At 67.7% G+C, this 24,375-nt stretch carries 24 protein-coding genes, 1 tRNA gene and 1 pseudogene; 6 read left to right on the forward strand and 20 right to left on the reverse strand.

The window, feature by feature from the left end; genetic code table 11:
• Window positions 1-144 precede the first annotated feature (144 nt).
• Complete coding sequence (locus G412_RS0126400; protein WP_078607390.1) at window positions 145-726, reverse strand: ATP-binding protein; 582 nt, start codon at window positions 724-726, stop codon at window positions 145-147.
• Window positions 727-820: 94 nt separating this feature from the next.
• Window positions 821-1,639: a glycerophosphodiester phosphodiesterase gene (locus G412_RS0126405; protein WP_028814718.1), complete on the reverse strand. Its 819-nt coding sequence runs from the start codon at window positions 1,637-1,639 to the stop codon at window positions 821-823.
• A gap of 242 nt (window positions 1,640-1,881) precedes the next feature.
• On the opposite strand from G412_RS0126405, the gene G412_RS0126410 reads away from it, so the two are divergent.
• Both G412_RS0126410 and G412_RS0126415 read left to right on the forward strand, forming a co-directional pair.
• Window positions 1,882-3,423 (forward strand): S1C family serine protease, encoded by a 1,542-nt coding sequence (locus G412_RS0126410; protein ID WP_028814719.1) that lies wholly within the window; start codon window positions 1,882-1,884, stop codon window positions 3,421-3,423.
• Between the two features lie 43 nt (window positions 3,424-3,466).
• Window positions 3,467-3,553: transfer RNA gene (locus tag G412_RS0126415), tRNA-Ser, on the forward strand.
• Window positions 3,554-3,689: 136 nt separating this feature from the next.
• Here the strand turns inward: G412_RS0126415 and G412_RS0126420 are convergent.
• The 14 genes from G412_RS0126420 to G412_RS0126485 form a co-directional block, all read right to left on the reverse strand.
• On the reverse strand, window positions 3,690-5,105 hold the full coding sequence (locus tag G412_RS0126420; protein WP_028814720.1) for a tyrosine-type recombinase/integrase: 1,416 nt from the start codon (window positions 5,103-5,105) through the stop codon (window positions 3,690-3,692).
• 60 nt (window positions 5,106-5,165) lie between these two features.
• Window positions 5,166-5,354, reverse strand: a complete 189-nt coding sequence (locus G412_RS0126425; RefSeq protein WP_028814721.1) for a helix-turn-helix transcriptional regulator — start codon at window positions 5,352-5,354, stop codon at window positions 5,166-5,168.
• Between the two features lie 157 nt (window positions 5,355-5,511).
• A complete protein-coding gene (locus tag G412_RS0126430) occupies window positions 5,512-6,777 on the reverse strand; it encodes a DUF3631 domain-containing protein (protein ID WP_028814722.1) in 1,266 nt (421 codons plus the stop codon).
• 349 nt (window positions 6,778-7,126) lie between these two features.
• Window positions 7,127-8,026, reverse strand: a complete 900-nt coding sequence (locus G412_RS0126435) for a bifunctional DNA primase/polymerase (protein WP_028814723.1) — start codon at window positions 8,024-8,026, stop codon at window positions 7,127-7,129.
• Window positions 8,023-8,733 carry a class I SAM-dependent methyltransferase gene (locus G412_RS0126440; protein ID WP_028814724.1) on the reverse strand — a complete coding sequence of 237 codons (711 nt, stop codon included), beginning with the start codon at window positions 8,731-8,733 and terminating at the stop codon, window positions 8,023-8,025. Before G412_RS0126440 ends, G412_RS0126435 begins: the two co-directional genes overlap by 4 nt.
• Before the next feature lie 86 nt (window positions 8,734-8,819).
• The gene (locus G412_RS40330) at window positions 8,820-8,993 is read right to left on the reverse strand and encodes a hypothetical protein (protein ID WP_167546494.1); all 174 of its coding nucleotides are present in this window, start codon (window positions 8,991-8,993) and stop codon (window positions 8,820-8,822) included.
• Between the two features lie 12 nt (window positions 8,994-9,005).
• Window positions 9,006-9,479 carry a hypothetical protein gene (locus G412_RS0126450; RefSeq protein WP_028814725.1) on the reverse strand — a complete coding sequence of 158 codons (474 nt, stop codon included), beginning with the start codon at window positions 9,477-9,479 and terminating at the stop codon, window positions 9,006-9,008.
• Between the two features lie 211 nt (window positions 9,480-9,690).
• Window positions 9,691-11,790, reverse strand: coding sequence for a hypothetical protein (locus G412_RS0126455; protein ID WP_028814726.1), 2,100 nt, complete (start codon window positions 11,788-11,790; stop codon window positions 9,691-9,693).
• 2 nt (window positions 11,791-11,792) lie between these two features.
• The gene (locus G412_RS0126460) at window positions 11,793-13,367 is read right to left on the reverse strand and encodes a TrbL/VirB6 family protein (protein WP_028814727.1); all 1,575 of its coding nucleotides are present in this window, start codon (window positions 13,365-13,367) and stop codon (window positions 11,793-11,795) included.
• Window positions 13,368-13,442: 75 nt separating this feature from the next.
• A complete protein-coding gene (locus G412_RS0126465) occupies window positions 13,443-13,820 on the reverse strand; it encodes an RRQRL motif-containing zinc-binding protein (RefSeq protein WP_037649934.1) in 378 nt (125 codons plus the stop codon).
• The gene (locus tag G412_RS0126470; RefSeq protein WP_028814729.1) at window positions 13,820-14,059 is read right to left on the reverse strand and encodes a hypothetical protein; all 240 of its coding nucleotides are present in this window, start codon (window positions 14,057-14,059) and stop codon (window positions 13,820-13,822) included. Before G412_RS0126470 ends, G412_RS0126465 begins: the two co-directional genes overlap by 1 nt.
• The gene (locus tag G412_RS0126475; RefSeq protein ID WP_028814730.1) at window positions 14,056-15,066 is read right to left on the reverse strand and encodes an RNA polymerase sigma factor sigma-70 region 4 domain-containing protein; all 1,011 of its coding nucleotides are present in this window, start codon (window positions 15,064-15,066) and stop codon (window positions 14,056-14,058) included. Before G412_RS0126475 ends, G412_RS0126470 begins: the two co-directional genes overlap by 4 nt.
• Window positions 15,063-15,350 carry a DUF6303 family protein gene (locus tag G412_RS0126480; protein WP_028814731.1) on the reverse strand — a complete coding sequence of 96 codons (288 nt, stop codon included), beginning with the start codon at window positions 15,348-15,350 and terminating at the stop codon, window positions 15,063-15,065. The genes G412_RS0126475 and G412_RS0126480 overlap by 4 nt, the downstream gene beginning before the upstream one ends.
• Window positions 15,350-15,613: a DUF6284 family protein gene (locus G412_RS0126485; protein ID WP_028814732.1), complete on the reverse strand. Its 264-nt coding sequence runs from the start codon at window positions 15,611-15,613 to the stop codon at window positions 15,350-15,352. The genes G412_RS0126480 and G412_RS0126485 overlap by 1 nt, the downstream gene beginning before the upstream one ends.
• A gap of 483 nt (window positions 15,614-16,096) precedes the next feature.
• Between G412_RS0126485 and G412_RS0126490 the strand changes: the two genes are divergently transcribed.
• The gene (locus G412_RS0126490; RefSeq protein ID WP_028814733.1) at window positions 16,097-16,858 is read left to right on the forward strand and encodes a GntR family transcriptional regulator; all 762 of its coding nucleotides are present in this window, start codon (window positions 16,097-16,099) and stop codon (window positions 16,856-16,858) included.
• Window positions 16,859-16,896: 38 nt separating this feature from the next.
• Window positions 16,897-17,559, forward strand: coding sequence for a hypothetical protein (locus tag G412_RS0126495; RefSeq protein ID WP_028814734.1), 663 nt, complete (start codon window positions 16,897-16,899; stop codon window positions 17,557-17,559).
• 367 nt (window positions 17,560-17,926) lie between these two features.
• Here the strand turns inward: G412_RS0126495 and G412_RS39820 are convergent, their stop codons facing one another.
• Entirely contained in the window at window positions 17,927-19,327 is a 1,401-nt protein-coding gene (locus G412_RS39820) for a DUF5677 domain-containing protein (RefSeq protein ID WP_167546495.1), read from the reverse strand.
• Window positions 19,328-19,915: 588 nt separating this feature from the next.
• Between G412_RS39820 and G412_RS0126505 the strand changes: the two genes are divergently transcribed.
• Window positions 19,916-20,542, forward strand: a complete 627-nt coding sequence (locus G412_RS0126505) for a hypothetical protein (protein WP_028814736.1) — start codon at window positions 19,916-19,918, stop codon at window positions 20,540-20,542.
• Window positions 20,543-21,628: 1,086 nt separating this feature from the next.
• Here the strand turns inward: G412_RS0126505 and G412_RS0126510 are convergent.
• From G412_RS0126510 to G412_RS36020, 3 genes are all read right to left on the reverse strand, one after another.
• Window positions 21,629-22,042: a hypothetical protein gene (locus G412_RS0126510; RefSeq protein ID WP_028814737.1), complete on the reverse strand. Its 414-nt coding sequence runs from the start codon at window positions 22,040-22,042 to the stop codon at window positions 21,629-21,631.
• Between the two features lie 81 nt (window positions 22,043-22,123).
• Window positions 22,124-22,852 carry a hypothetical protein gene (locus tag G412_RS0126515; RefSeq protein WP_028814738.1) on the reverse strand — a complete coding sequence of 243 codons (729 nt, stop codon included), beginning with the start codon at window positions 22,850-22,852 and terminating at the stop codon, window positions 22,124-22,126.
• Window positions 22,853-22,960: 108 nt separating this feature from the next.
• Complete coding sequence (locus G412_RS36020; RefSeq protein WP_244283226.1) at window positions 22,961-23,926, reverse strand: tyrosine-type recombinase/integrase; 966 nt, start codon at window positions 23,924-23,926, stop codon at window positions 22,961-22,963.
• Between the two features lie 337 nt (window positions 23,927-24,263).
• On the opposite strand from G412_RS36020, the pseudogene G412_RS39365 reads away from it, so the two are divergent.
• A pseudogene (locus G412_RS39365) lies at window positions 24,264-24,375 on the forward strand (IS5 family transposase); the annotation flags it as partial.

Below are 24,375 nucleotides of genomic sequence, written 5' to 3' on the forward strand. Positions count from 1 at the left end.
TGTCGGGCGCGAGCCTAGCCGCTGAGCCGGCTGCGGCGAGGACCGGCCGAGCCGTACGAGGCCGTACGACGCCGGATGAAGCCGTACGAGGCCGGACGGCGTCAGCGAAGCGAAGTCAGAACGACGGCAGCGAAGTCAGTCGAGTCAGTCGAGTCGGTCGAGTCGGTCGAAATCTTCCAACGCGTCCGTGAAGTCCAGCCCGGACCCGGGGACCACGACGCGCGCGGCGAAGTCCTCGCGCCGGTGCCCCTCGGTGACGTTGACCCACACGGTGACCTCGCCGGTCGAGCTGTCCCGTACGCCCCAGTCCTGTGCCAGTGCCGTGATGATGTTGAGCCCTCGGCCGCCGCGCGCGGTGACCGAGGGCGTGGCCGGAACCGGTCGGGTCGGACCACCTCCGTCCGTAACCTCGACGGTCAGCCTGCCTGTTGAGTCGACGCGCCATGCGGCACGGATGTCACCGTCGCCGACCTCCGCCTGGCCCAGGGGCCTGCCATGACGGCAGGAATTGCTGAGCAGTTCGGAAAGGATCAGTACGGCATCGTCGATGACCGAATCGGACACCCCGTTGATGCGCAGTTCGTCGCGCATACGGCGTCTTGCTTCGCCCACGCCCGCAGGGCCATGGGGTACGGCCATGCTCGACGACGTGGGCACTTCCCGTGCCACCACAAACGCCACCCCCGAGACCTCCTTCGCCCCACGCCACGGAGTGAATGCCCCAATGGCCTGGACCGGAAACCGGCCAGGCGCCGGTCAGTGACGCACTCGTAACGATCTAATGCGGCCGAACGCGCCGGTGCACTCCCTGTGGCGGCTGTTATGAGCGTCCCAGTTGGGACAAAACCTGCTTCGGGCGGTTTGTAATGATCGCTTCCACACCGAGGCGCACGCAGAGATCGACGTCCTCGGGCTCGTTCACCGTCCAGACGTGCACGCGGTGGCCCGCGCGGTGCAGCCGCGCGATGTAGCCGGGGTGGTTGCGGACGATCCGGATGCCGGGGCCCGCGATGTGCGAGCCGGCCGGGAGCCGTCCGTCGCGCAGGCGCGGCGAGACGTACTGCATCAGGTAGACCGTCGGGATGGCGGGCGCGGCGGCCGCCACCCGGTGCAGCGAGCGCGCCGAGAAGCTCATGATGCGTACGGGCGAGGGTTCGCCGGCCGGGGGCGTGTCGAAGCCGAAGCGCTTCAGCAGGTGGAGGAGCCGTTCCTCGACCCGGCCCGCCCAGCGCGTGGGGTGCTTGGTCTCGATGGCCAGCTCGACGCGGCGCCCGGCGTCCGAGACCAGTTCGAGGAGGCGCTCCAGCGTGAGTACGGAGGTGAACTCGCCAGGGCTGTGCCCGCGCGCCGGGTCCCAGTCCGGCGATTCCTCGCTGTCCCGCCAGGAGCCGAAGTCGAGAGCGGCGAGGTCGGCCAGTTCGAGGGCGGAGACGGCGCCGCGGCCGTTCGAGGTGCGGTTCACCCGACGGTCGTGGACGCAGACGAGGTGCCCGTCCGCGGTGAGCCGTACATCGCATTCGAGAGCGTCCGCGCCGTCCTCGATCGCCTTCATGTACGCCGCCAGGGTGTGCTCGGGGGCGTCCTCGGAGGCGCCGCGGTGAGCGACGACCTGGATGGTGTGCTGCCGTGCGTGAGTCACCGCGTCATGGTGTCACCGCGGATGGGTAGGCGAGAAAACGTGTCCTGGGAACGGCCGGTCGGACCTTCTGGGGATGCGGCCGTTTTGTCCGGTGTAAAGGATGTTCCCTGGATGCACAGGAACCGCTTACGGTCCTCTGATGCGCGGTGGGAAAAGCTGACAGCGGACACTTGCACAGTGGTGACAGTAGTGACAGTGGTGACGTTGACCGAGACCGACGTGGGACCGAGGAGAAGAGAGCTGTGAGCACCGAGAACGAGGGCACTGCGGTTCCGGCCGCCCCTTCAGCACCTCCCGTGCCGGTGGCCGCTCCCGGGCCCGCCTCCGGTTCCACGGGTACGAATCCGGCGGATCGCGGGCAGGAGCCGGCGTCCCCCGCGCCTGCCCAGCCCGTACACAACCCCACCACGCAGGGACAGACGACGCCCGAGCCTCAGCCGGGTTACATGCCGGTCCCGCAGCCGCAGCCGCATCCGCATTCACAGGCGCAGTCGCAGTCGCAGGCCGCCGGGCCGGGGGCCCCCGGTCCCGCCACGGCCACGGGCGGCGCCGGATGGCCACCGCCCCCGCCCGCTCACCCCTACGGCGGCGGTGGCAGCGGCGACGGCGGCGGCCCCGCGTGGGGCGCGCCCATGGCGCCCGTACCTCCCGCTCCCCGCAGGAAGCGCGCCGGCGGCCTGGTCGCCGGAGTGCTGGCCGCCGCACTGGTCGCGGGCGGTGTCGGCGGTGGCATCGGGTACTGGGCCGCCGAGCGCAACGACAGCCCGACCGACTCGACGACCGTCTCCGCGTCCGGTGAAACGAAGGACTTCAAGCGCGACGCGGGTACCGTCGCGGCGGTCGCGGGCAAGGCGCTGCCGAGCGTGGTCACCATCGAGGCGCAGGGCGGCGACGGCGAGGGCGGCACGGGAACCGGCTTCGTCTACGACAAGGAAGGCCACATCGTCACCAACAACCACGTGGTGGCGTCCGCGGCGGACGGCGGCGAACTGTCCGTCACCTTCTCCAACGGCAAGAAGTACGACGCCGAGGTCGTCGGCCGCGCGCAGGGCTACGACGTAGCCGTACTGAAGCTGAAGAGCGCCCCTTCCGGCCTCGCCCCGCTGCCGCTGGGTGACTCCGACAAGGTCGCCGTCGGCGACTCGACGATCGCCATCGGAGCGCCCTTCGGCCTGTCGAACACGGTCACCACCGGCATCATCAGCGCCAAGAACCGCCCCGTGGCCTCGGGCGACGGCCAGAACAGCAAGGCGTCGTACATGAGCGCCCTGCAGACCGACGCGTCGATCAATCCGGGCAACTCGGGCGGCCCGCTGCTCGACGCGCGCGGCGCCGTCATCGGCATCAACTCCGCCATCCAGTCGGCCGGCACCGGCGGTTTCGGCCAGTCCCAGGCGGGCTCCATCGGCCTCGGTTTCGCGATCCCGGTCAACCAGGCGAAGACGGTCGCGGAGCAGCTGATCAAGACCGGCGAGCCGGTCTACCCGGTGATCGGCGCCACGGTCTCCATGGACCCGAAGAGCGACGGCGGCGCGGTCATCGCGGACCGCGGCACGGGCGGCACCGAGGCGGTCCCGTCGGACAGCCCGGCGGGCAGGGCCGGCCTGAAGGCGGGCGACGTCATCACCAAGCTCGACGACCGGGTGATCGACAGCGGCCCGACCCTGATCAGCGAGATCTGGACCCACAAGCCGGGCGACAAGGTCACCCTCACATACGAGCGCGACGGCAAGACGTCGACGGCCGAAGTCACCCTGGGCCAGCGCAAGGGCGACGACAGCTGACCGGCTAGGCTGTTCCTCACGCCACCGCGTGCCGGTGACGCGAGGTGGGTTGCCCGAGCGGCCTAAGGGAACGGTCTTGAAAACCGTCGTGGCAGCGATGTCACCGTGGGTTCAAATCCCACACCCACCGCACAGGTCAGAAGCGTTGCAGGTCAGAAGGGGTGCCACCCTCCGGAGTGGCACCCCTTCTGCGTTCACCCTGTCTCACCCTTTCTCGCCGGTATCCCAGCTTTGACCAGTGCGTATGGGCCATCTGTGGGCCAGGGTCAGGGCCGGTCCCCCTCGTCGAGCGCGCGGGCGATCAGGCTGTTGGAGTGCTGCTGGCCTCCCTTGAGGATCTTCGCGTAGAAGCGGTACAGCACGGCGATGCTGTGCCCGGCGCGGGCGGCGACCTCTGCGGGGTCCACACCCGATTTGATCCAAAGCGATACGCCCGCGTGCCTCAGGGAGTACGGCACGGCCGCAAGACCGGACTTCACCTCGCTGGGCGTGAGCACCGCTGTCCGGGCCCTGTCCCACAGATCGCAGTATTCGGTGGACGCCACACGTCCCCCGCGTGCCGCCCGGAACAGCCGGCCGTCATCGGCCGTGCCGTATCGAGTGATGTGCTCTCGGAGCAGGTGCACGAGAACCGGCGGGATAGGAACGGTGCGCGTTGCGCCGCTTCTGCGCCGCTTGAGACCGCGCTTCTCGTAAGACGTGCCCTCGTCGGTCCAGCCACCGCCAACCTCGGGACGGCTCTCCCCGAGAAGCAGTTCGCCCCACTCCTTCACGGACTCTGGTGAATTGGGTGGCAAGGTGCAGTCCGATTCCTTGAGCGCGACGATCTCACCAGGCCGCATGGCTGCGTAGTAGAGGCACCCAAAGAAAGCGTGCAGGTGCTTGCCGCGAGGTCCGGAGTCGCGGACAGCCCCGAGCAACGCGCGGGCCACGTCCGGGCCCGGCACGTACCGGAAGTCGATCTCGTCGTCGCTCTCGGCCGGCGTCCAGTCCACACGGGGCAGAGGGTTCGCGGTGAGAAGCCCTTTCTCCTCGACCGTGTAGCGCAGCACGTTGCTCAGCACCATGCGCTTGCGCCGGGCAGTGTTCTCGGCAGCCTTGCCTCCGTCCATCCGGAGCGACAGCGCCTCCAAGGCTGGACGTAGAAGCGCAGGATCCTCCAGGGCCCTGACCTTGATGGAATGGGCAGCGATCCACGCCAGAGCGGATCGAATGTCGGAGGGCGGCTCCTCAACGACGTGACGTGACACCCAGGTCCCCTCGGCGTCACGAACGGCTCGGAACGCCCATTGGTACAAAGCAGTTCGCTGTACTGCGGCGGAGGGCGCGCCCCGCTTGCTGGTGACGAGCACAGGAGTCACCACAGCGAGCGATTCAGCGATGCTCGCCCGGTGCTTGGCTGCGGCTCGTGGCCACTTCATCAGCACGTATCCGGTGGCGTGCTCGTACCAGGACGGAGAGGTACGAGCCCGCAGCTCACTCGCGGGCAAGCCCGTTTCTTCGTCGAACTGCTGGTGGTCCCGCAGAGCGGTCATCAACTCAGACCGGCGCCCCTCAGCCTGCGGCTTGAGCTTGAAACTGCGGGAATGGGGGCGCTCACCGACTCGCCAACGCAGTTCCCAGGGTTTCGGCCGGTCGACACGCTTGCGGATGGACCAGATATCAACGTCGTACGTGAGCATCTCTCTCCAGACAGAACGAGGGGCCCGCGCTGAGCGCGGGCCCCGGTGAAGCGAACGGATTCAGGCGGCGCGTTCCTCGCAGGACGCCCACCAGGCGTCAAGGTCGGCGCGGCTGACGCGGAGCTGACCGTTGGGGAGTTTCTGGAGGCGCGGGGCTTGACCACGGGCGCGCATGCGATAGAAGGCTGCGCGGCTCATCTCGATCTCTTCGAGTACCTCGCGAAGCTTGAGCATCTTGGGGCGAGCCATCGTTGCGACTCCTCGTCTCGGGCCTTCTGGGGGATCCGCAACATCCGCCACGCCGCAACACCGCTGGTCAGCGGCTTGAATCTGTGGCGGATGCCGCTTGTGTTGCGGATAGGTCCCGCCGCGCGGGCGGCGCGGCGGGACCTTGGGGCACAGCTGGTCAGCCCGCGATGCGCAGCTGGCGTGTGTCGGTTTCGGTGAACATGTGGCGGCTCTCGGAGGGGCCTTCCGCCACAGATTCACCCTCGTTGACCTGCGGTGTTGCGGATGTTGCGGATGTTGCGGATTTCTCGGGGTCGGGGCGGCAGTAGCGGTTCCACGCATCGGTGAGGTCTTCGGCGTAATAGCCCTTGGGGGTGGTGCTGCCAACCCGGATCCCCTTGGGCTTGATCGGGGTGTTGTCGGGGCGCACGTACTGGCTGAGGAGCTTGGACAGCCGGCGTGCGGTGAGCGGCTTGATGGCCTGTCCGTCCTCGCTCATATCGGCCCACGGGGCGTCGTCGAGGGAGAGGAGGACTTCGAGGATGGCCGCAGTGGGCATCTTGTCCACACCGCAGAACACCTTGTCGCGCAGGTCGGTCAACAGCCGCACGCCGAGGGAGGCTTCGTCGTTGCTGCTCGCTGACTTGATCAGTTCGGTGCACGCAGCGCGGGCCCGGGCCGGCCAGTGCCCACCGGCCGCGTCCGCGACCGCGAGCAGCGGTTCCCACACGTCGGCTGGCCGGTCCGTGACGCCCTCGGGCATCTCGGGCCATGCCTCGGCTACCTGATCGTGCAGGGTGGCGGTCCAGTCGGCGAGCCGGTCCCGCAGGAGGTGGCCCTGCTTCTCGTGGACGCGGCGCCGGTAGGGCTCGCACTTCTCGTTGGGCGCCTTCTTCCGCATGCGGATGATGACGGACCTGGTCAGGATCGTGTCCGGCAGCGTGCCGAGTCCGGCCATGGCGACCGCACAGAACGAGGGAAAGAAGCCTGCCTTCTGGTCGGATCCGTCCCCGACGCAGCGCAGGGACTTGGCGCCGCGCCGGTAACCGGAGTTGAGGAACCCGCGGACTTCCTCGTTCCCGCCCGCCTTGGGCCCGAATACGGTGTCGATCTCGTCGAACAGGAGAGTGGGTGTGCCCTCGTCTGCGGAGACGAGCCGGAACAGGGCGTTCGCGGAGGCATTGACGGTCGTCGCAGCGCGCGGCGTGAGCGTCTCGATGATCTCCAGCGCCCGCGACTTTCCCGACCCCGGTTCGGGGCTGAGGAACGCGATGCGGGCGGTGCCGTCCAGCGCGTCCATCAGGTGCGCGTGGGCGTCCCACAGGGCTACGGCGACGTAGGCGGCTTCGGTGGGGAAGACGTTGAAGCGGCGGTGGAAGGCTTCCACTTCATCGAGCAGCGTGGCTCCGTCGATGGACGGCGCGGGAGTGTTGTTGCTGGTCATGCGGCGGTCCTCCCTTCCTGGGAAGCGGTACGCAGCGGGCAGAGGTCTCGGTGGGCGGTGTGGTCTTCGACCAGGGCGATCACGTGTTTGCGTCCGACGGCGCTGCGGTTGCGCCCGCAGTCACAGACGGAGGTAGCTGTGGGGATTGCGCCCTGCGGTGCGACGACGTGCAGCCACCCGTTCACGTGCCTGCCGTCGCCGGTCTGCGGGTCAGGACGAACGGCAATGGGGACGGCCTGACGGCCGACGACCTTCGGCGCCCTCTGTCCGTGGGGCGCTGGGGCCGTTTCGGCGTGGCTGGTGTCGGCTGTGGTGGGGAGGCATTTCAGATGGGGATTGGGGTGGGCGCTCACGTCGCCTCCCTCGGCCGGCAGTTGCGCAGGGACCAGTTCAGGACGCTGCGCAGGGTGGAGCGGCACTGGGATGCCGGGAGTCCGGCCGACTCACCAGCCATCTGAAATGCCTGCTCCACCTCCTGTCGGGTCAGGTCACCCCATCCGACGAACCGGGCCACCTTGCGGGCGCTCTCGAACAACTGGGCTTCGCGACGGCCCTCTTTGGCCGTTGCGACGAGTTCGGTTTCGCGTTCCAGGGCAGTCTCAGCGGCCCGGTTCCCGTGTTTAGGGAGGGCGAGCCGAAGCGACTGTGCGGGGCGCTCAGAGGGCCTGAGAGCTTCCAGCAGCCATGCGGGCAACGGCGCTACCGGCCGGGCGTCAATCACGGTGTAGTTGCCGCTGGGGAGGGTGCTGCCCGCAGCGACGACGTATCCGCCCCACGCTCGGGTGTCGACCAGAGGCGCGAGAGCCCCGGCGGTGTTGCTGAGCCGAATGCCGGACGGGGCGGTGAAGTACAGGTGCTCCCCACCGCTCGCGGTCCGGGTGCGGTAGGTAGCGGGGACGGCCTGCCCGGCGCGCTCGCAGAGCGCCATGAAGGTCGTCACGCCGCTAGGCGTGCCCTCAGTGCCCTTGATGCTCTTGCGCTTGGGCATGTCCAGGTCGACGACCAGCAGCCCCGAGGGGCCGGTGGCGATCCCGACGTTGAACGAAGCGGCCGACCATGCCCGGCGAATGCGGTCGGGGTCGGTGGTGGCGCGCTGCTCCCACTTGCGGTGCCCGCCCGCGCAGTCGCCAGTTCCGGGGCAGTGGGCCTCACCGTGCAGGGCGGGCCGCTTGTCGCCGGGCCGAAGCGGGAAGACGTGCCGACCTCGCTCGGCGGCTTCGAGGGCGGCTCGCAGGAGTTCGGTGCTCATGCGGCCACCCCCAGTGCTGCGGTCTGGAAGGCGGTGGCGATCCAGTGGGTGTAGGCGGGTGGGAGGGCTTCGCGCAGGTTGAAGTGGTCGGCGGACCAGTGGATGCGCTTGGCCTGCTGGATTTCCTCGGTGGTGGCCTTGCCGCCGCCCTTGCCGTAGGCGGCGACGTACGGGCCGTCGAAGTACTGGCCGTGCCGCCATCCCCGCACCTTGCCCCGGTGCGCGGGGTGCGCTGGCTGGGGGGTGGTCCAGTTTCCGAGTTCGAAGTAGCGGTGCATGAGCACGCCGAGCCCGAACTGTTCCCCGCACAGCCGCAGGTCCTTGCGGACCTCGGAGCCGGGCACGTTCTCGATCACGTACGGGCGACCGACCGCGTCCAGCGCGGTGCGGGTCGGGGCGATGAGCCGGGGGTGGGTACGGCCGGTGCGGGCGTTGCGGGCGGCGTTCGTGCCCTTGGTTGGGGCGCCTTCGCCCTGGCAGGGCGGGGAGGTGTGGATGAAGTCGAAGTCGGCTCCGTGGGCGCGGATGAACTCGATTGCGTCGCCCTGGTGGAACGCGTCGCCGCAGTAGTCCGGCTGCGGGCGGATATCGACGCCCGTCACGTGGAAGCCGGCCTGCTGGTAGCCGCGTGCCGCACCGCCGATGCAGCAGTACGCGTCCAGCACCCGCAGCACGCGGGATCGCCGGATGGGGATGGGTTGAGTCATGCTGGGTGTCTCCAGTTCTGTGAAGAGTGCTGGCGGACGAGGGCGGCCCCGGATCATTGGCGTGAGACAGGGGCCGCTCTTGGCGTTCAGCTGTGGAAGCGGTTGGAGTGGGGGTTTCGGTCGCACCAGTCCTCGGCGCACACCTTGTGGACCGGCTCGCGGTCGTGGGAGCGCATGGGGGTGGGCCTGCCGCAGAGCACGCACGGCAGGTTTCGGGAGGCGTCGAAGTGGCGGGCGTCCCGCCAGTCCAGGAGCGGCACGACAACCCCCGGCTAATGGCGGTTGATGGTGCCGTTGGCCTTGCCGAACATCCCGCTCGCGGTGATGTTCTGCGTGATGTGCGTCGCCCCCGTGCCGGCACCGGTCGCACTGCGGGCGAGCCGGAGCAGGACGGGGACGCCTACGGCTGCGGCGGCGATGAGGGCGACGGCGGACCACAGGGCGTGGCTCATGGCGATCAGTCCCGGTGCGGCGTAGGAGAGGCCGATACCGGCGGCGGCGATGCCGCCCCCGATCGTCGGCGTCAGGAGTGCGGTGGTCTTGGCCCACGTCGGAATCGGCTGCGCGACCGGCGCCGACTGCGGCGCGGGTGCGGCTGGCGGCTGGGTGTAGGCCAGGGTTCGGACGCCGCCGGGCAGGGTGACCATCTGGACACCGGGCGGGATCTCGCTCGGCAGCATCGCGCCGTACCCGGTGGGCTTCTGGACGTTGAGGGCGGTGATCTCGTACGGGGTCTCGGAGTGCACAAGTTGCTCCCTTGAACGACGCCGGGCAGCACCCCTGGGTGGTGGGTGCTGCCCGTGCTCGACTTGTCGTGTCGCTTGTCGTCTGGCTTGTCGTGCGGCTTGTCGCTTGTCTTGTCTTGTCGCTTGTCGCCTCGCAGGTCAAAGACCGTTTCCGGCCCCCACAGGGGCATCCAGGGCCTTCCTTGCGGGTGGTGCGACAAGCGACGGACCCTCACTTCTCGGTGGGGCTTTCGGGGGCATGCTGGTGGTGGACGTAGCGGGCCTTGGTGCCGGCTCCGACCCGCACAGCGGTGCCGTCGTCGGTCCACGTCTTGAGCCATCCGACGACGGTCTGCCTGGTCGTCCCGTGCTCGCCGGCGAGCGCGCGGGCGATCGCGGATGCTCCGGTGCCTTCCGGTCCGGCGGCGAGCAGCAGCGCGAGCGCGGCCTGCCTGGCGGCGTTGTCCTCGCTCCGCAGCGCGGACAGGTTCAGCCCCGCCGACGCGGGAGGCTGCTCCGGCTCCGTGCCGGGTTCGTGGGCGGTGGCGAACTGGGCGTCGATCTGCTCGCGGAACCGGCGGGCGAGCGCATCCTCATCCACCGGCGGACCGGCGGGCGGCTGCTGCTCGTCGCGGAGCGCGGAGAGATTCAGTCCGCCCGAACTGCTGGTCCCCTGTGTGGGGGTCGGGGTGGTGGGGTGGTGGTCGTGCATCCAGGCGGTGCGGGCGTGGTCCCAGCGGCGGGTGTAGTCGGGCCCGGCGGCCTTGGCCGATGTGGCGTCCAGGGTGGGGTGCCGGTCGGACGTGGCGGCGACGATCTCGCGGATCTGGTTGGGCTTGATCCGCCAGGACTTGAACAGCGCCGGGGCCGATTCGGGGGTGCCCATGAACCCGGCGCCCTTGTAGGGGGCTTGGTCGACGCGGAGCCCCCGGCTGCCGGGGAACTGCTTGCCCAGGTCCATGCCCTCGGTCTCGCCACCGGTCAGGGCGACACGGACCTTGGCTTCCCGGCGGATCATCAGGTTGCCGAGCACGGCCCCGGTGGCTCCGAGTGCGGTCAGTACGGTGCGGATGCCCATGGCGCGGGCGATCCGGATCACTTCGAGGATCTTCTCCGCGAGCTTGCGGGCCTGCTTGTCGCTGCTGGCGAGGATCTCCGCACCCTCGTCGATCACGATCATGATCTGGGGGATGCGGTTGCTGATGGGCAGCAGGTCCGTGTTCGCCTTCGACATCAGGTCCTGGTAGGCCATCTTCCGGTGCTTGGCCACCCTCACCGCCGCATCGAGCATGAGCATCGCTTCTTCGTGCGAGGCGGCGAGCCAGTCGATCCCCGGCCGCACCGTCTCGCCCGAGTCGCCGTCCAGGGCGGGGCGCACCCAGGGCAGGCCGGCGGATCCGGCGTTCAGGTCGATCACCCACGTGAGCACGTCGGTGGCGCGGGCGAACCCGGCAAGGATCGTGTGGACCATGTTCGTCTTGCCCGACCCGGTCGGCCCGACCACCAACGCGCACTGCTCGCGCAGGTACGCCCGGATCTCGTCCGCGTTCGTCCGCAGACCCCACGGGAACCCGGTGTGCAGGGACAGCGGGCCGTAGTCGGTCGGGTAGGTGATCTCTCCGGCCAGCACGTTGACCGTGGTCACGTCGATCAGGACCCGACCCTGGTGGATGCCCTGCGATGCGACGGCGGTGCAGCCGTGCGGCAACCTGGCATCGGCGGAAAGCTGCCCGGCATACTGCGCGACCCTGTCGTAGGTGGTGCCGCCCGCGGGGAGTTCGGCGTCGATGGTGAACCCGGCCCCGGTCGGCCACATCTCCACTGCCAGCACGCGCAGCGTGATGCCGCAGACGCGCTGGACGCGGTCGACCCACTCGGCAGCGATCGCCCTCCGTTCGGCGGACAGTTCGCGGGCGACCTGGCGTTCGTCGGCGGCGATGGCCTCCAGCTCCCGCGCCTCCTCGAACAGCAAGGTGGATCGGGCGGCGGCGCCGATGCCGACGCCGACGGTGGCGAGCGAGCCGAGGGCGGCCCAGGTGAGGGGGCCGGTGGTCATGGCCCACGTCGTCCACCCCGCCCCGACCAGCCAGGAAGCCGACCGCATCGCGATCGTGCGGGCGGAGAGGCGTTCGCGGAGACTGCTGATGGTGTGGCCGATCGCGCCGGCCGCGCCGACGGCGAGCGCCCAGCCGGGGGGCATGCCGGTGGCGGCTCCGGTGGTGGCGACGGCGAGGCATCCGGTGGTGGCGGACAGAGCGCCGGTCACGGGTCCGTGACCGGCAGCCCAGTCCCACACCGGACCACTGGTGGTGGTCTGTGTGGTGGTGGCCATGATCAGACGTTCCATCCCTTCTCGGCCTCGGGCCCGTTGCGCGGGTCCTCGTGGCGGGCGATGTCCTGCTCGTGGGCCTGGCGGAACAGCGGGCCCATGTCCTCAGCGACCGCGACCGCACTCATCACCGCGCCGAAAATGTCGTTGAACCCGTCCGCGACTTCCTTCTCCAGCGGGAACTCCGAGTCGGCCCGCTCGGCAAGGATCTTCATCACGTTCGCCACGCTGGTCAGCGCCGCAGGGAGCCCTTCGACCATGGCCAGGATCTCCATGGCGTTGTCCGGCTCGTACTGCTGAGCTGCGGACTCCATCTCGGCTGCCTGCTCTTCAAAGTTGAACCCGGACACGCTCTCTCCCTCACTCGTGGTGGGTGCTGCAGGCGTCGCGCCCTCCGGGCGCTGCGCCGTGTCGCTGATCTGCTCGCTGTCGTCGACCGCTTCCGCGTCGGCGGCGGCCTCTTCGTTCTCCTGAACCGCGCGGATCTCTTCGTCCCGCCCACCCCGCTGCTCAGTCGCGCTCCGCATCAGCCGCGCGTACAGGCGGCGGCCCGGGTGCATCAGCCACGCCCAACCGAGCTTCCGGCCAAGCGGAGTGGTGAGCATGCCGACGATGCCGAGCGCCCCGGCGAGCAGCGCCGCCAGCAGGCGGCGGCCCTGGAACCGGGCCGCCGATCGCCGCAGCGCCTTGCGCGCCTTCTTGCGGGCCGGGGCTTTGCGTACCGCCGCGCGCTGCTGTCCGACCTGCCCGGCCGCCCGCTGGTCACGAGCCGCCCGCGCCCGGTCGGTCGCGCCGCTGCGCGCCTTGCTCGCCTTGCTCAGCCCCTTCGCCGCGATGCGGCCCACAGGGCCCTTGCGGACCAAGGACGCGGTACGGGCCTGCGTCTTGGCAGCGCGGCGGGCATCGGCCGCTGAACGACGGGCGCCGGTCGTCTCAGCGCGGCGTGCGGCCCGCGACGGCGACGCCTGCCGCTGCGCTTCCCGCAGCGCCTTGACCTGCCCCGCCCGCCCCCGGCCTTTGCTTGCCGCAGGTGCTGAACCCACACCGGCAGCCCGCGCCCGGGCTTGTCCCGGACCACGGTTCAGCCCGCCCGCCTTGCCAGCCAGCGACGAACCGGCCGACTTTCGGGCGGCGTTGCTTCGACCGCGCCCCGTGGTGGCCTTAGTGGTGCCGGCGCTCCCGTTACGGGACTGCGTCGGCACCCGCCCCGCGCCGGAACGGAGGCTGCGGCCACTCGCTGTTGCCCCGGCCGCCTTCAGCTTGCCGGTACGGGCAGCGCGGCCAGTCGTGGTCGCCTTGCCCCGCTGGTCACGGCGGTTGCGGGTGGCGGCCACCGTGCCGAGAACTACTGCGCCGGTGGCGGCGACGGCGAGCGCGACCGGTCCGCCAACCAGCGCGGCAGCACCGAGCAGTGACGCCGTGGTGTTCGTGCCGGTCACCGCGAGGGGGACGACCGGCCACCCTCCCGGCGTGTGGTCCACCTCGGCGGCCGGGGTGGGCTTGGCCTGCTCGGGCGGGGGCGGTGTGGTGTCCGGCGGGGCTTCGGGGCCCGCTACCGGGGTGATGGTGGTGTCGGTCATGCTGGGTGCACTCCTTTGCTGGAGTAGGGGCCCGGCCGGCATCTGTGGTGGAGAAGGGCCGGGCCCTGCGGAATTTCAGGCAGCGCGCTGTTCCTCGTGGTGGATGCAGGTGCCGCACATGCCGTGCGAGCGCGGGATTCGATACCCCACGTCACACCGGCAGTTGGGGCAGATCTGCTGCGCGGCGTTCGCCTTCGCCAGAGCCGCACGGCGGGCCGGTGTCATCGGCCGCACCGGCAAAGCCCGGTCGATCCGGTACAGGTAGGCGGTCAGCGGCCCGCGCCGACGGCGCGGGCGCAAGAGTTGCGCGGCGACCGGCTGCCCACCGGGCCGCAGCCCGGCGGCACGCAGCTGCCGGTAGGTGGCGTAGCCCTCGGGGGCGAGCTTCCAGGGGAACGTGGGGATGCCGTGCCGCTCGCCGGTCGGGTCGTAAAGGTCGCGGCGGCCGGGCATCAGGTCAGCCGGTGGTACGCGGCCCGGCAGGACCCCGCGTGAGCGTTGGCCTGCTCTCGCGTGAAGGCGAGGATGTCCAACACGGGGCGCTCCGAGTGGTCGCCGCAGCCATGGCAGTCCCAGCGCGAGCCGTCCCCGTAGGTCTTGCCGGTGATGTCGACGGCGGCGCCGACCATGTTGTGCAGCCGGATCAGGAGGTCGTCCGGCTCAACGGGTGCGGTGTTCGGGGAGAGCTTCACGAAGTGGCTCCTTCCAGAGCACGCGGGCCGGTCGGCGCGCTGTCACGCAGCTCCTGGTAGCGGCTGGAAACCCAACCGATCGACCAGCCGCACAGGTCGGCCGCAGCCCGCACCGGCAGTCCTTCACCGAACGCGGCGTGCACCACCTTGCGTGCGTGATCCTCAGGCAGCTTCTCCGTCGCAGGGCCGTTCACGAGCAGCGCGGCGCGTTCACGCTCCGCCCGCTCCTGACGCTCACGCTGTTCACGACGAGCGGCGGCTTCCCGCTCCCGCCGCTCCCTCTCACGCCGTTCAGCGGCCTCGCGTTCAAGGCGTTCACGCTCACGCTGCTGCTGTTCACGCTCACGCTCACCGCGTTCACGAGCCTCCCTCTCCGCCCGCTCCCGAGCCTCGGCACGCTCGTACTCCTCACGCCGCGCCCGCTCCTCGCGCTCAGCTTGCTCACGAGCCAGACGCGCCTCATGGTCACGCTGTTCACGCGCCAACATGGCCGCATGTTCACGCTCCTCGCGGGCCCGCTTCTCGACCGCCTCACGCCGCTCCACGGCAGCCCGCTCGCGAACCTCCCGCTCCTCGCGCCGCTGGGCTTCGAGAGCCGTCACGGCTGCGGTGATGGCCCGCCGGTAGGCCAGGCCGGCCTCCGCCGTCACGATCAGCAGCAGCGGCGCGACGGAGTGGACGGCCACACCGACCACGTCTTTCTTCAACGCGGAGTCGGCAACGTTCAGGGCCACCGTCATGCAGCCGGTCATCCACCGCAGCACGACCGGCCACCGCCCGCCATGTCCGCCCAAGCGCGCGAGCACGGAGTCGAGGCGGACCACGATGACCACCGCGGCGTCAACCACCAGCGGCAGAATCGGCGCGGTCCAGTCCCACTCATTGGGAGTGTGCCGGGCCGCGAGCGGAGTGACCGTGAGGATCGAGTAGAGCATCGCCCCACCGACGATCATCCACGTGCCGACCGACAGAGCGCGCTCGGCTGAACGGATCTGAACACTGTTCATCCCGCCGCCTCCCCCACCGTGATTGAGGCGATCAGCCGGACCGGAGAGGCAGCGTCGTCGACCGTGTCGCTGGTCTCGGTCCACTCCCACTCCGTGCCGTCCGTGAACGTGTAGCCGAGAGCGTTCAGCGCTCGTGAACGCTCCGCCACGGTCGGCACCGCAGCACCGTGACCGAAGTCGTGCTCAGGCCACGGCGCCGCCCGTACACCGAGCAGCGCCACGTACAGGCGCCAGCACCCCGTCGTCTGGCTGACGGTCATCTGGGCCGTGAACGTCGCAGCCATCAAGCCACCTCCGGTGTACCCGCAGCGGCCCGGTTGGCCAGTGCCCGGCGGGTCGCCAGCACCCGCCGGCGCGCCCGCCTGATACGCCGCACGTCCAGCTGCGACGGCTCCCGGTCAAGCGTCACGATCTGTGCGTCCAGCAGCTCCAGTTCCGCCTTGATGACGGGCATTTCCCGCTCGATCGCGTCCAGCTCAGCAGCCGTCGGCTCGCAGTCGAACAGGTCGGCGGTAACAACCGCCTGAACAGCACCGATGTGCCTCATGAGTCGTGTTCCTCTCGCATAGGAACGGCTCAAACAGCGGCCCCGGTGTTCCAGCACCGGGGCCGCACGCCGTTTGATGAGTCAGTGGGGGCGAACGCTCGAATCTCCTACTCGCACGGCGCCGCTCGGTCCGGGGAGTTCCGAAATCCCGGAAGTCGTCGCAGGTACAAGGTGTGCCGTGCGGTTCTTTTGAGTCGGTGGCGTGTCCCCCTACGGGGTGTGGGACCCGGTTGTGACGCGGGTCCGGTCTCGGCCGACTGGTCTCCACTCGCCCTCGGCCGGTGCGGTCACGGCCGTGTCGCTGCGGTGGATCACGCTGTGCAGTTGTGGAGCAAACCCTTTCGGGCATGGAGGTGACTCACAAGTATTGGTGGTCTTGTACCAACAACTTGATGCCTAGGAGTCTGCCCATGGGTCTTGGGGGCGTCAAGCACTTTGGCGTACATTGTTGGAACAAGTCAGCCAACACCATGGAGGCACCCAGTGGGCGAGCAGACGCCGAGGTACCACCGGATCGCCGATGATCTGCGCGGGCAGATCGAACGAGGCGAACTCGCCCCCGGTCAGCAGCTCTTGACCGAGTTCGAGTTGATGGAGCAGTACGCAGTCAGTCGGAACACGGTGCGGCTGGCCCTTCGTCGACTGACCGACGAGGGATTGATCATTGCTGGTCAGGGTCGCGGTAGCTTCGTGCGCAAGCAGCTCACGCCGGCCGTTTGGGACTGGTCGGTCTTGGAGTCCCGCTCGCGTCATCGGTCCGACGCCAACGGTGATCAGTGGGCCAGCGTCGTAGCTGAGAGCGGTCGGGAGCCCCGGCAAGAGGTGAAGGTGACGATCCGTCGCCCTTCGGCTGAGATCGCCCGTCAGCTACAACTCGATCCCGAGACAGCATTGACGGTCGTACGGGAGCGTGTGCGGATAGTGGATCAGGACCCCTACGCTCTGGCTGACTCCTACTTCCCGGAAGAGCTAGTCCGTGGAACCGCGCTGATGTTGCCCGAGGATGTCGCCGCCCCTGGTGGCGTGCTGGCCAGCATTGGGCTGATCCAAGTGCGCTACCAAGACGAGATCACGGTTCGGATGCCCACACGCGGGGAGTCCGAGAAGCTGGGTTTGCCTGCGGCGACGCCCGTAGCGGTCCACATGCGGACCGGTTACGACAAGGGTGACCGCCCTTTGCGAGTCATGATCACGATCCTGCCTGGGGATCGCCACGTCATCCGCTACGACGTGTCGGCCGAGTAATGGCCGTTCGCGCACCATCCATGGGGTACCAGGAAGCAATGGTCAGCACACGCGTCGTCGACAAGGCGCAGTTCGAAGGCGCTATGCCGCATCAGGTCTGGTACACGTCCTACGGATCGAACATGCATCTGGACCGCCTGGCGTTCTACATCGCGGGGGGTCGCCCACCGGGAGCGGCTAGAACTTACCCAGGATGCCGAGATAAGCGCGCGCCAGCCGTCTCTGTGCCGCTAGAGCTGGAAGGAACCCTTTACTTCGCTACGGAATCTCCCGTGTGGACCGGAGGGCGCGCCTTCTACGATCCCGAGGCGAGCGGGCGCGTCCTCGCGCGTGCCCACCTGGTCACGGCTGAGCAGTTCTCGGACATCGCGGCACAGGAGATGTACCGAGAACCGGGCGTCGATCTCGACTTGCGCGAGGCTCTCAGCAAAGGCAGAGCCAAGCTCGGGGACGGGCGCTACGAAACGCTCATCTGCCCCGGCACGGTGGATGGCTTGCCAGTGCTCACCTTCACAGCCCCATGGGGCATGAACGATGTCGATTGGGTCAAGCCCTCCGCTCCCTACGTGCGATACCTGTCAACGGGGCTACTGGAGGCAGGGCCGTGGGATGAAGCCACTATCGCGGCCTACGTAGCAGCTTGCCCAGGAGCCGCCGGGCATTGGAGCGCGGGAGAGATCGTCGATCTGATCAGAGGGTGATGGTTTCGCATGCCCCCTTGTCGAAGCCCGGTAGAACTGCCCCTACTTCATCAAGGCCCGCGCACAGCGCGGGCGCGCCGCCTCTGCGGCGCGGCCTGCCTCCTGTCTTCGCCCCGGCTGGCCGCGCCCGGCGGCGCGCTCGGCGGCTGCGGGCATGAAGTGGGAGACACCCTCTATGGCTGGGGCGGTCGGCTCCACGGCTTTAGGCAGCCACTTTGGGGCGAGCCTCTAAGATCATGGCCCCAACGTCGTGCTTTAACGGGCAGGTCCACAGACTGCCCGACTCGCCATCAGCTTACGGGGCCATGATCACTCGCCCCAAAGCAGCTCCAGCCCAAAGCCGTTCCACCGCCCTCTTGGATAACCTCTATGTAGATTCCGGGTTTCCGGCAGTCAGAGCGCGCTGTTGACTCGTCGCTTGTTCGTATTCGTCCACCAATAGAGACGAAAATTCTGCGATGGCGTCGACGACCATTGCCCCGACGGGGACGTCAGTGCTACGCCGGACGATCCGATGTCCTCGATGTAGAGGATTACGGCATCGCTCCAATGCGTACTCATCAATTACGGACCACTCGCCGTGAACGTTACTACTCGCTGGCGCGAAGATGAGTCGGTACTCGCGCTCAAGGCCAACCTCAGCCGCCATTTTTCGCATATCCTTGCCCGCGAAGTTTCCACCGAGGTTGATATCTTGGAACTCTTCCAATATATCTTGATTGACTAGTGATTCCAGATACTCCACATAGGCGATCATGTCCTCATGGGGATCATCCTCGGCAGCCAAGTATTCCTCGAAGTGGAGCTTCAGGAGCTTGAGGCGCCCCATCCCGTACGCCTTGAAGCGACGGAATATATTGGACTGGGGGTCAGCAGCTGAGAGATACCGGATGATGATCCGCGCCTCCACCACACTTCTCAGTAGCGGTGCCCCATGCTCCATCGTCCACAACGCCGGGTAGCCGATGTAAACACTGAGGTATCGGAGCACCCGTGCCACAACTCCAGTGAGTACCTCATAGCGATCGGGGTCGAAGAGGTCAGGGTTAGTGGTGTCAGCGAGCTGCTCGAATCGTTCACGGAGGTCCTTGATGTCATCCGCCATCTCGCGATATGCGGATTCAATCGAGGCCTTGTCGCCCTCGCTGAGAAGCGGCTTCTCTCGGCGAGCTTCGCGACGCCGACATGGAAAAAGGCTCCAATTGGAACGCCAGAAAGTTGGCGACCAGGTGGACTCGCCGGAATCTTCGCCACCCTTTTCCGCCATAGCTCCTTCCATTGCGCCAAAGCTAGCGCGAATGAAGGACTCAACCCTGGAGGTCTCTTCTGGTGTCGTTGCCATCGGGTAACGCACGATGACGTCTCGCCACCCGTCAATAAGTGCAGGCGGCATGGAGATGCGGCGAGCGTGAACGTACTGGCGGAACACCGCTGCCTTGACGCGAGTCGCAACAGGGCTCTGTCCGCCCATCGCGGCAGCAATTACCCTCTCAAGCCCGCGCTGGGCCGATTCAGGGTCGATCCTCATTCCAGCTTCAAGCCGAGGCTGGATAAGCCACCGCCCCGGAGCAGACGGGTACATACCGAGGGCTTGGGCGAATTCTTCGGGAACCATCGCCTCGTAAATGTTCTGTCGGCGCAGCTCGTCAAGAATTCGTGCGCGGGTTATCTCGGGGATCGCTTCGAAGACCGTCAGTCGGCCGGTGAGAAGCCAGTGCTCCGGAAACCCTTCACGATCTGGGCCAATGATCTCGTCAATGCGATCCAAGTATTTCACGAGCTTTACCAGGTCGCGAGGTTCACCGCTATCAAGGTGCCAACACGTCCATAGGAAGTCCGGGAATTGGTCTCGATCCCAGGAGACGGCCCGCAGTTTGTCTCCCACTACAGCAAGAAGCGGCGGTGTCAGCATCTTCCCCTGCCGCTTGTGATCGGCGAGGCGCGAATGCGACTGAGGGCGACGTTGCGGCTTGCGCTTCCTAGGCTTTGACACACCTCGAAGATAGAGACTCGCGGCACCGGGGGCCACCGACTTCGTTCTCCCGTGGGCGTCGTCCATCGACGGTCAGCAACAGTCGAGGCGTGCGACCTGCAAGTGAGCGCCCTACCTGGCTGCTGTCTCGGGGCCGTGGAAGGGCGCTGAGCGATGACCAACGTCGACAAGCGCCGACAGCTCATCAGCAGGTCAGAGTGTTGATCGGCAAGGTGCCCGCTGGTCACGGCGACCGGTGATCAAGCGTGGCTGCTCTTGGAAGCGAGCGTGTGCGGCCGTGCCCTGGCCAGATCGCTCCCTTGTGCGTCCTTCGTGGACGTGTCACACAGTTCAGAGGTGGGACGTGGGGGAGGGGAGCACTGCATGTCGGTGTTGGGTGGCTATCCGGTAGGGCCGTCGGCCTGGGCCGTCGAGCGGTTTGGGCAGCATGCCGGCGCGCTTGCGGCTGCGGTTCCAGTGCAACTGGCCAAGGCGCATGGGAAGGCTCATGCCGCGCACCTCGCTGCAGGGCTTAAGAAGCGGAGTCCGTACGGTGTCGCCCTCGCAGGCGTGGTCCGCGAGAACCTGGCGGAGACCGCCCGCGAGCTGGGGGAAGCCGTCCGAGACGTGCGCGGATATGAATATGCGGTGATCAACGATCACGCACTCTTCCCGTTCCGGTACGCGGACAGGCCGAGGCCGCTGGACCGAGCCCGACTGCCTGCCAATGCGTCGCCCACTCGGCACCGGCTGTTCCGGGCGCATGGGCCGCAGCCTCCGGAAGGCCTGTTCGACGTCGATGAGGACTTGGCGACCGAGGAGTACCTGGGGCTGCACGAGGCGTTCGAGGAGCTGGGAGCTTCCACCAGGCTGGTCTGTGTGTTCTTCACGGCCGACATCGAAAACGGCATCCATGTCATCCATTGGGGAGACGCGCACCTCGAACCCGACCGCACCTTCACGTGGCCCTACAAGGAGCAGCTCCCGGTCGCTCCCGTGCAGATGGAGTGACGGGCGGTGACGCCGCTGCCTGCACTGCACAGCCGGTGGGACTGACTGAGTCCTGGGCCGTCCCTGGGCCGTCCAAGGCCGACCAACGCTGACAGCCGCCACCCATAGGTGACCACCCCCACCCCGCTCTGGCCTGGGCTCCCAGAGTTGATCAGCGACACTGGAAGGGTTATGCCAAAGCCTGGAGAACTGAGCTGACGTGCGCTGTTCCCGCGCACCGGGTCGCATCAGGTGAGTGTCTAACTGCGTGACAACGTCCACGAACGACGGCGGACGAACGCCGACGCCTGCGGACCATCAGCACAGGTGAAGGACACTCCAGCCCAAGGTGGCGTGCCCGTCCAAGTTGCTTCGGGACGAAGCGGTCGGCCACAGCTAGTAATGGCTCCGGGCGTCGATCGACGCGCGCCAACCAGAGGCGGCGCGGCCAACCTCCGGCCAACCAGGCGTAGATGGCGTCCAGTGAGAGGACATATGCGCTGGTCAAGCCACATCTGGCCGCGCGGATCCGGCCGGTCTTGAAAACCGTCGTGGCAGCGATGTCACCGTGGGTTCAAATCCCACACCCACCGCCAGGTCAGCGAAGTAGCAGGTCAGAAGGGGCGTCCCACTTACGGGGCGCCCCTTCATCGTGGACGCTGTCTCGCCTTGAACCGCCTCTGTCACGCTGTTGATCAGTGTGTGTGGACCAGGCGTGGACCACCATGCGACGCGTTTTGAGCCTGTGACCAGGCGCTATGGGCCATGTGGGGGCCAGAGTAGTCGGAGGAGCTTCCACGGTCCACGAAACGACGAAGGCGCCGCCCCTGCCCGTTCTGAGCAAGTGCGATGCCTGTCGGGTCACGCTGACTTAAGCGGTCGAGTCGTCGTGGAGCTCTGGGTAGCCAAGTCCCTTTAGCCATCAGACGGTGACACGCTCGCAGCCATATCCGAAGCCCCCGGGTCTCCGCCGATCCTGCGAGTGACCGACCCAGGCTCGTGTCTGAAAGGGGAGCACGCTCTAACACGGGGTGCATCGCGGCCGGTTGGCGATGGGCTTACCGGCCGCGCGCCTGCACAGGCATGGGAGTCAGCCACGAGAACCGTTCACGCTTTGGCTTTGAGGTCGATGCTGGCGGAGCCGATTCGGGTGCCGTCGGCCTTGTAGACGCCGACCATGGCGGGCTCGGTCCCCTTGTCGGGCCATGCGGACCAGTCTTCGATGAGTGCTGAGACGTCCTGCGTGCTGGGGGTGTCTTCGGCGGTGGTGACGAGGTAGGTGTACGGCCGGTCACCATCGACGGCTTCGATGATGTGGGTGACCTTCAGAGCGAGGGGCGTTCCGTCCGCTGCGGCGGCATCGGTGAACCGCTTGGCGTCGCCCCGGTTGGCAGACTCGTCGCCGGGGGGCTGCGACGGGAGGGTGGCGGGGATGGAGACGTCGGTGGTGGATTCGCTGGTGCAGGCGGCGGTCAGTAGCAGGCCAGCAGCGACGGCAAGGGGTGTGATGCGTGAACGCATGGGGGGCTCCGTGGTGGGCGGTGTACGGGTATGCCCCCGCACCGTAGTCGGTGTGGGGGCATCGCTGTGGGGTGGTTAAGATCACATCCGAACAGCGTCGGCGCGGTCGTTCCAATCGCCGGTGCCCAAGCCGGGGTAGTCGTCGTCGTGGAGGCTCGTGTCGCAGGTGCCGAGGCCGGTGATGTTCTCGGGGTCGACCATGTTGTCGCGGTAGTCGACCAGCGTCATGCCGCCGATCTCGTCGTTGTTGCAGGTCGAGGTGGCCTCATCCCGGAAGTCGTACTGTCCGAGAGTCTTAGTGCCGTCTGCGGACCACTGGAGCTTGCGACCCCCCATGTCTTGGTGCTCGCCGATGCACGTCCAGCCGTAGGAGCACGCCATGCCGGCGGCCGCCGCATAGCTACTGGCCATCGACGTCTTGGCTGCCGGTGCCGTCGGCTTGATCATGGCGGAGCGACCCTTGGGGGCCTTCGGCAGGGCTCGGGGATCCTTCTTGGCGTGGGCAGCCATGTCGGCCTGGGCCTGCGCGTCGGTGTCGAAGCACTTCACGGTGAGATCGGGGTATTCGGAGCAGACCTTTGCGGTGCCCCACCCGTTGGCCAGGTCGAACTTCTTGCCCTTGTAGGAGGCGATGACGGGGCCCTTGCGCGCCTTGGCGTCGCGGGCGCGGTCGGCCGCGTCCGCAGGCCCTGCGTTTTCGGTGGCGCTGGGAGCCGGAGAGCTGCCGGTGTCAGCGGTGGCGGTGGTGGTGGCGCCGAGGCTGACGGCTGCCCCGAGGGCGAGGGCGGTGATTATCTTGGCCAGTTTCAAAGCGGGTGTCATCCTTCGTTGAGTGTCGTGGCGGGACGGACCCTACTCGATCTTGTGAAGGTATGAAGGAACAGTGTCTAGTTCGTGACTGACTTGCGGCTTAGCCGCTCACTCGTCGTCTGCCGCATCAAGTGCGGCCTCGATCTGCTGGTTTGAGCGTTGCTGATTGCGGTGGATCGCTTTGGCGTAGAAGCGGAAAAGAACAGCGATGCTGTGCCCCGCTCGGCGCGCTACCTCGGCCGGAGAGACCCCCGATTCAAGCCACAGGGAGACGCCCGCATGGCGGAGGGAGTACGGCACGTCCGCGAGCGGGGAAGCCGTCTCGGACTCGGTGAGCACCGAGCGGCGAGCAGTCTTCCATACCTCCCCGTATTCCTTGGACAGCAGGTGACCTCCCCGCGCCGCGCGGAACAGCCGGCCATCCTCCGCCGCGCCGAACTGCTTGATGTGCTCGCGCACTAGGCGCACGAGAACCGGCGGGATCGGAACGGCACGGGTGGCCTTGCGCGCCCGCTTTTTCAAGCCGCGAGAGTCGTAGGACTCTCCAGTGTCCGTCCAACCGGAGCCGACCCGAGGTGTGCTGCTGGACAACAGAAGTTCTCCCCACCCATCTTCCGGCAGGACGAAGTCGGTGGCCTTGAGATTGGTTGCCTCAGCCGGGCGGGTAGCGGCGTAGTAGAGGCAGCCGAAGAAGGCTTTCAGATGCGCACCGCGTTCCCCCTGTGAGCCAACAGTGTTGATCAGCTTCTTCGCCAACTGAGGGCCGGGGACGAACCGGAAGTCGATCTCGTCATCCGTCTCTGGGGCCGTCCAGTCCACCTTGCCCAAAGGCAGCACCGCCAGCAGCTCGCGTTCCACGGCGTACCGCAGGGAGTTGCTGAACACAGTGAGCTTCCGGTTCACCGTGTTGTCGGCAGCGGGCTTGCCGTCCAGGCGCAGCGCCAAGGCGTCGAGTGCAGACCGTACGACGGAGGGAGTATTGAGATCAGTGATGTTCACCGACTTCCGGGCGATCCAGTCGAGCGCCGCCACGACATCGGCCGGGGCTTGCTCAGCGTCGATGCGGGGCTTCAACTCCCCCTCCCCGTTGACGACGAACCGGAACACCCAGGAGTAGAGCGCCGCACGGAGCACCTTGGCGGCTGGTGCCCCTCGATCGTCCTTTACGAGTCGGACTGTGAGAGGTCGTTTTCATCTTGAGCGTCATCTCTTAGGGCGGTTTGCGCTTCTCGATGAGGTGTTGCTGGTGGGGCTGTAGTTGTGGTTATGCGTGGTGAGGCCAGTGGTGTGTCAGATGGGGCGAGATCCTGCTTGCGCCTGTCTCATTCCAGGACGCCAGATCTGTCCCGTGCTTCGACACGGCGGGTTGCGCGCCTGGGCGCACGCCCCCAGCTGGCGGTACGCCCAGTTCATGACGGAACGACGTGCGTATCCAAGTGACCTGTCCGATGCGCGCTGGGAGTTGATCGAGCCGGTCCTGTCCGCATGGCGCTTCGAACGCCGCGGTCGGGCCCTGGACTTCG

The sequence above is a fragment of the Streptomyces flavidovirens DSM 40150 genome (assembly GCF_000429085.1).
GTDB classification, from domain to species: domain Bacteria; phylum Actinomycetota; class Actinomycetes; order Streptomycetales; family Streptomycetaceae; genus Streptomyces; species Streptomyces flavidovirens.

Coding starts and splice junctions, on each gene's coding strand:
- G412_RS0126420 (WP_028814720.1), bottom strand. CDS start 5,105: ATGCTCACGTACGACGTTGATATCTGGTCCATCCGCAAGCGTGTCGAC.
- G412_RS0126425 (WP_028814721.1), bottom strand. CDS start 5,354: ATGGCTCGCCCCAAGATGCTCAAGCTTCGCGAGGTACTCGAAGAGATC.
- G412_RS0126430 (WP_028814722.1), bottom strand. CDS start 6,777: ATGACCAGCAACAACACTCCCGCGCCGTCCATCGACGGAGCCACGCTG.
- G412_RS0126435 (WP_028814723.1), bottom strand. CDS start 8,026: ATGAGCACCGAACTCCTGCGAGCCGCCCTCGAAGCCGCCGAGCGAGGT.
- G412_RS0126440 (WP_028814724.1), bottom strand. CDS start 8,733: ATGACTCAACCCATCCCCATCCGGCGATCCCGCGTGCTGCGGGTGCTG.
- G412_RS0126455 (WP_028814726.1), bottom strand. CDS start 11,790: ATGGCCACCACCACACAGACCACCACCAGTGGTCCGGTGTGGGACTGG.
- G412_RS0126460 (WP_028814727.1), bottom strand. CDS start 13,367: ATGACCGACACCACCATCACCCCGGTAGCGGGCCCCGAAGCCCCGCCG.
- G412_RS0126465 (WP_037649934.1), bottom strand. CDS start 13,820: ATGCCCGGCCGCCGCGACCTTTACGACCCGACCGGCGAGCGGCACGGC.
- G412_RS0126475 (WP_028814730.1), bottom strand. CDS start 15,066: ATGAACAGTGTTCAGATCCGTTCAGCCGAGCGCGCTCTGTCGGTCGGC.
- G412_RS0126480 (WP_028814731.1), bottom strand. CDS start 15,350: ATGGCTGCGACGTTCACGGCCCAGATGACCGTCAGCCAGACGACGGGG.
- G412_RS0126485 (WP_028814732.1), bottom strand. CDS start 15,613: ATGAGGCACATCGGTGCTGTTCAGGCGGTTGTTACCGCCGACCTGTTC.
- G412_RS0126495 (WP_028814734.1), top strand. CDS start 16,897: ATGGTCAGCACACGCGTCGTCGACAAGGCGCAGTTCGAAGGCGCTATG.
- G412_RS0126505 (WP_028814736.1), top strand. CDS start 19,916: ATGTCGGTGTTGGGTGGCTATCCGGTAGGGCCGTCGGCCTGGGCCGTC.
- G412_RS0126510 (WP_028814737.1), bottom strand. CDS start 22,042: ATGCGTTCACGCATCACACCCCTTGCCGTCGCTGCTGGCCTGCTACTG.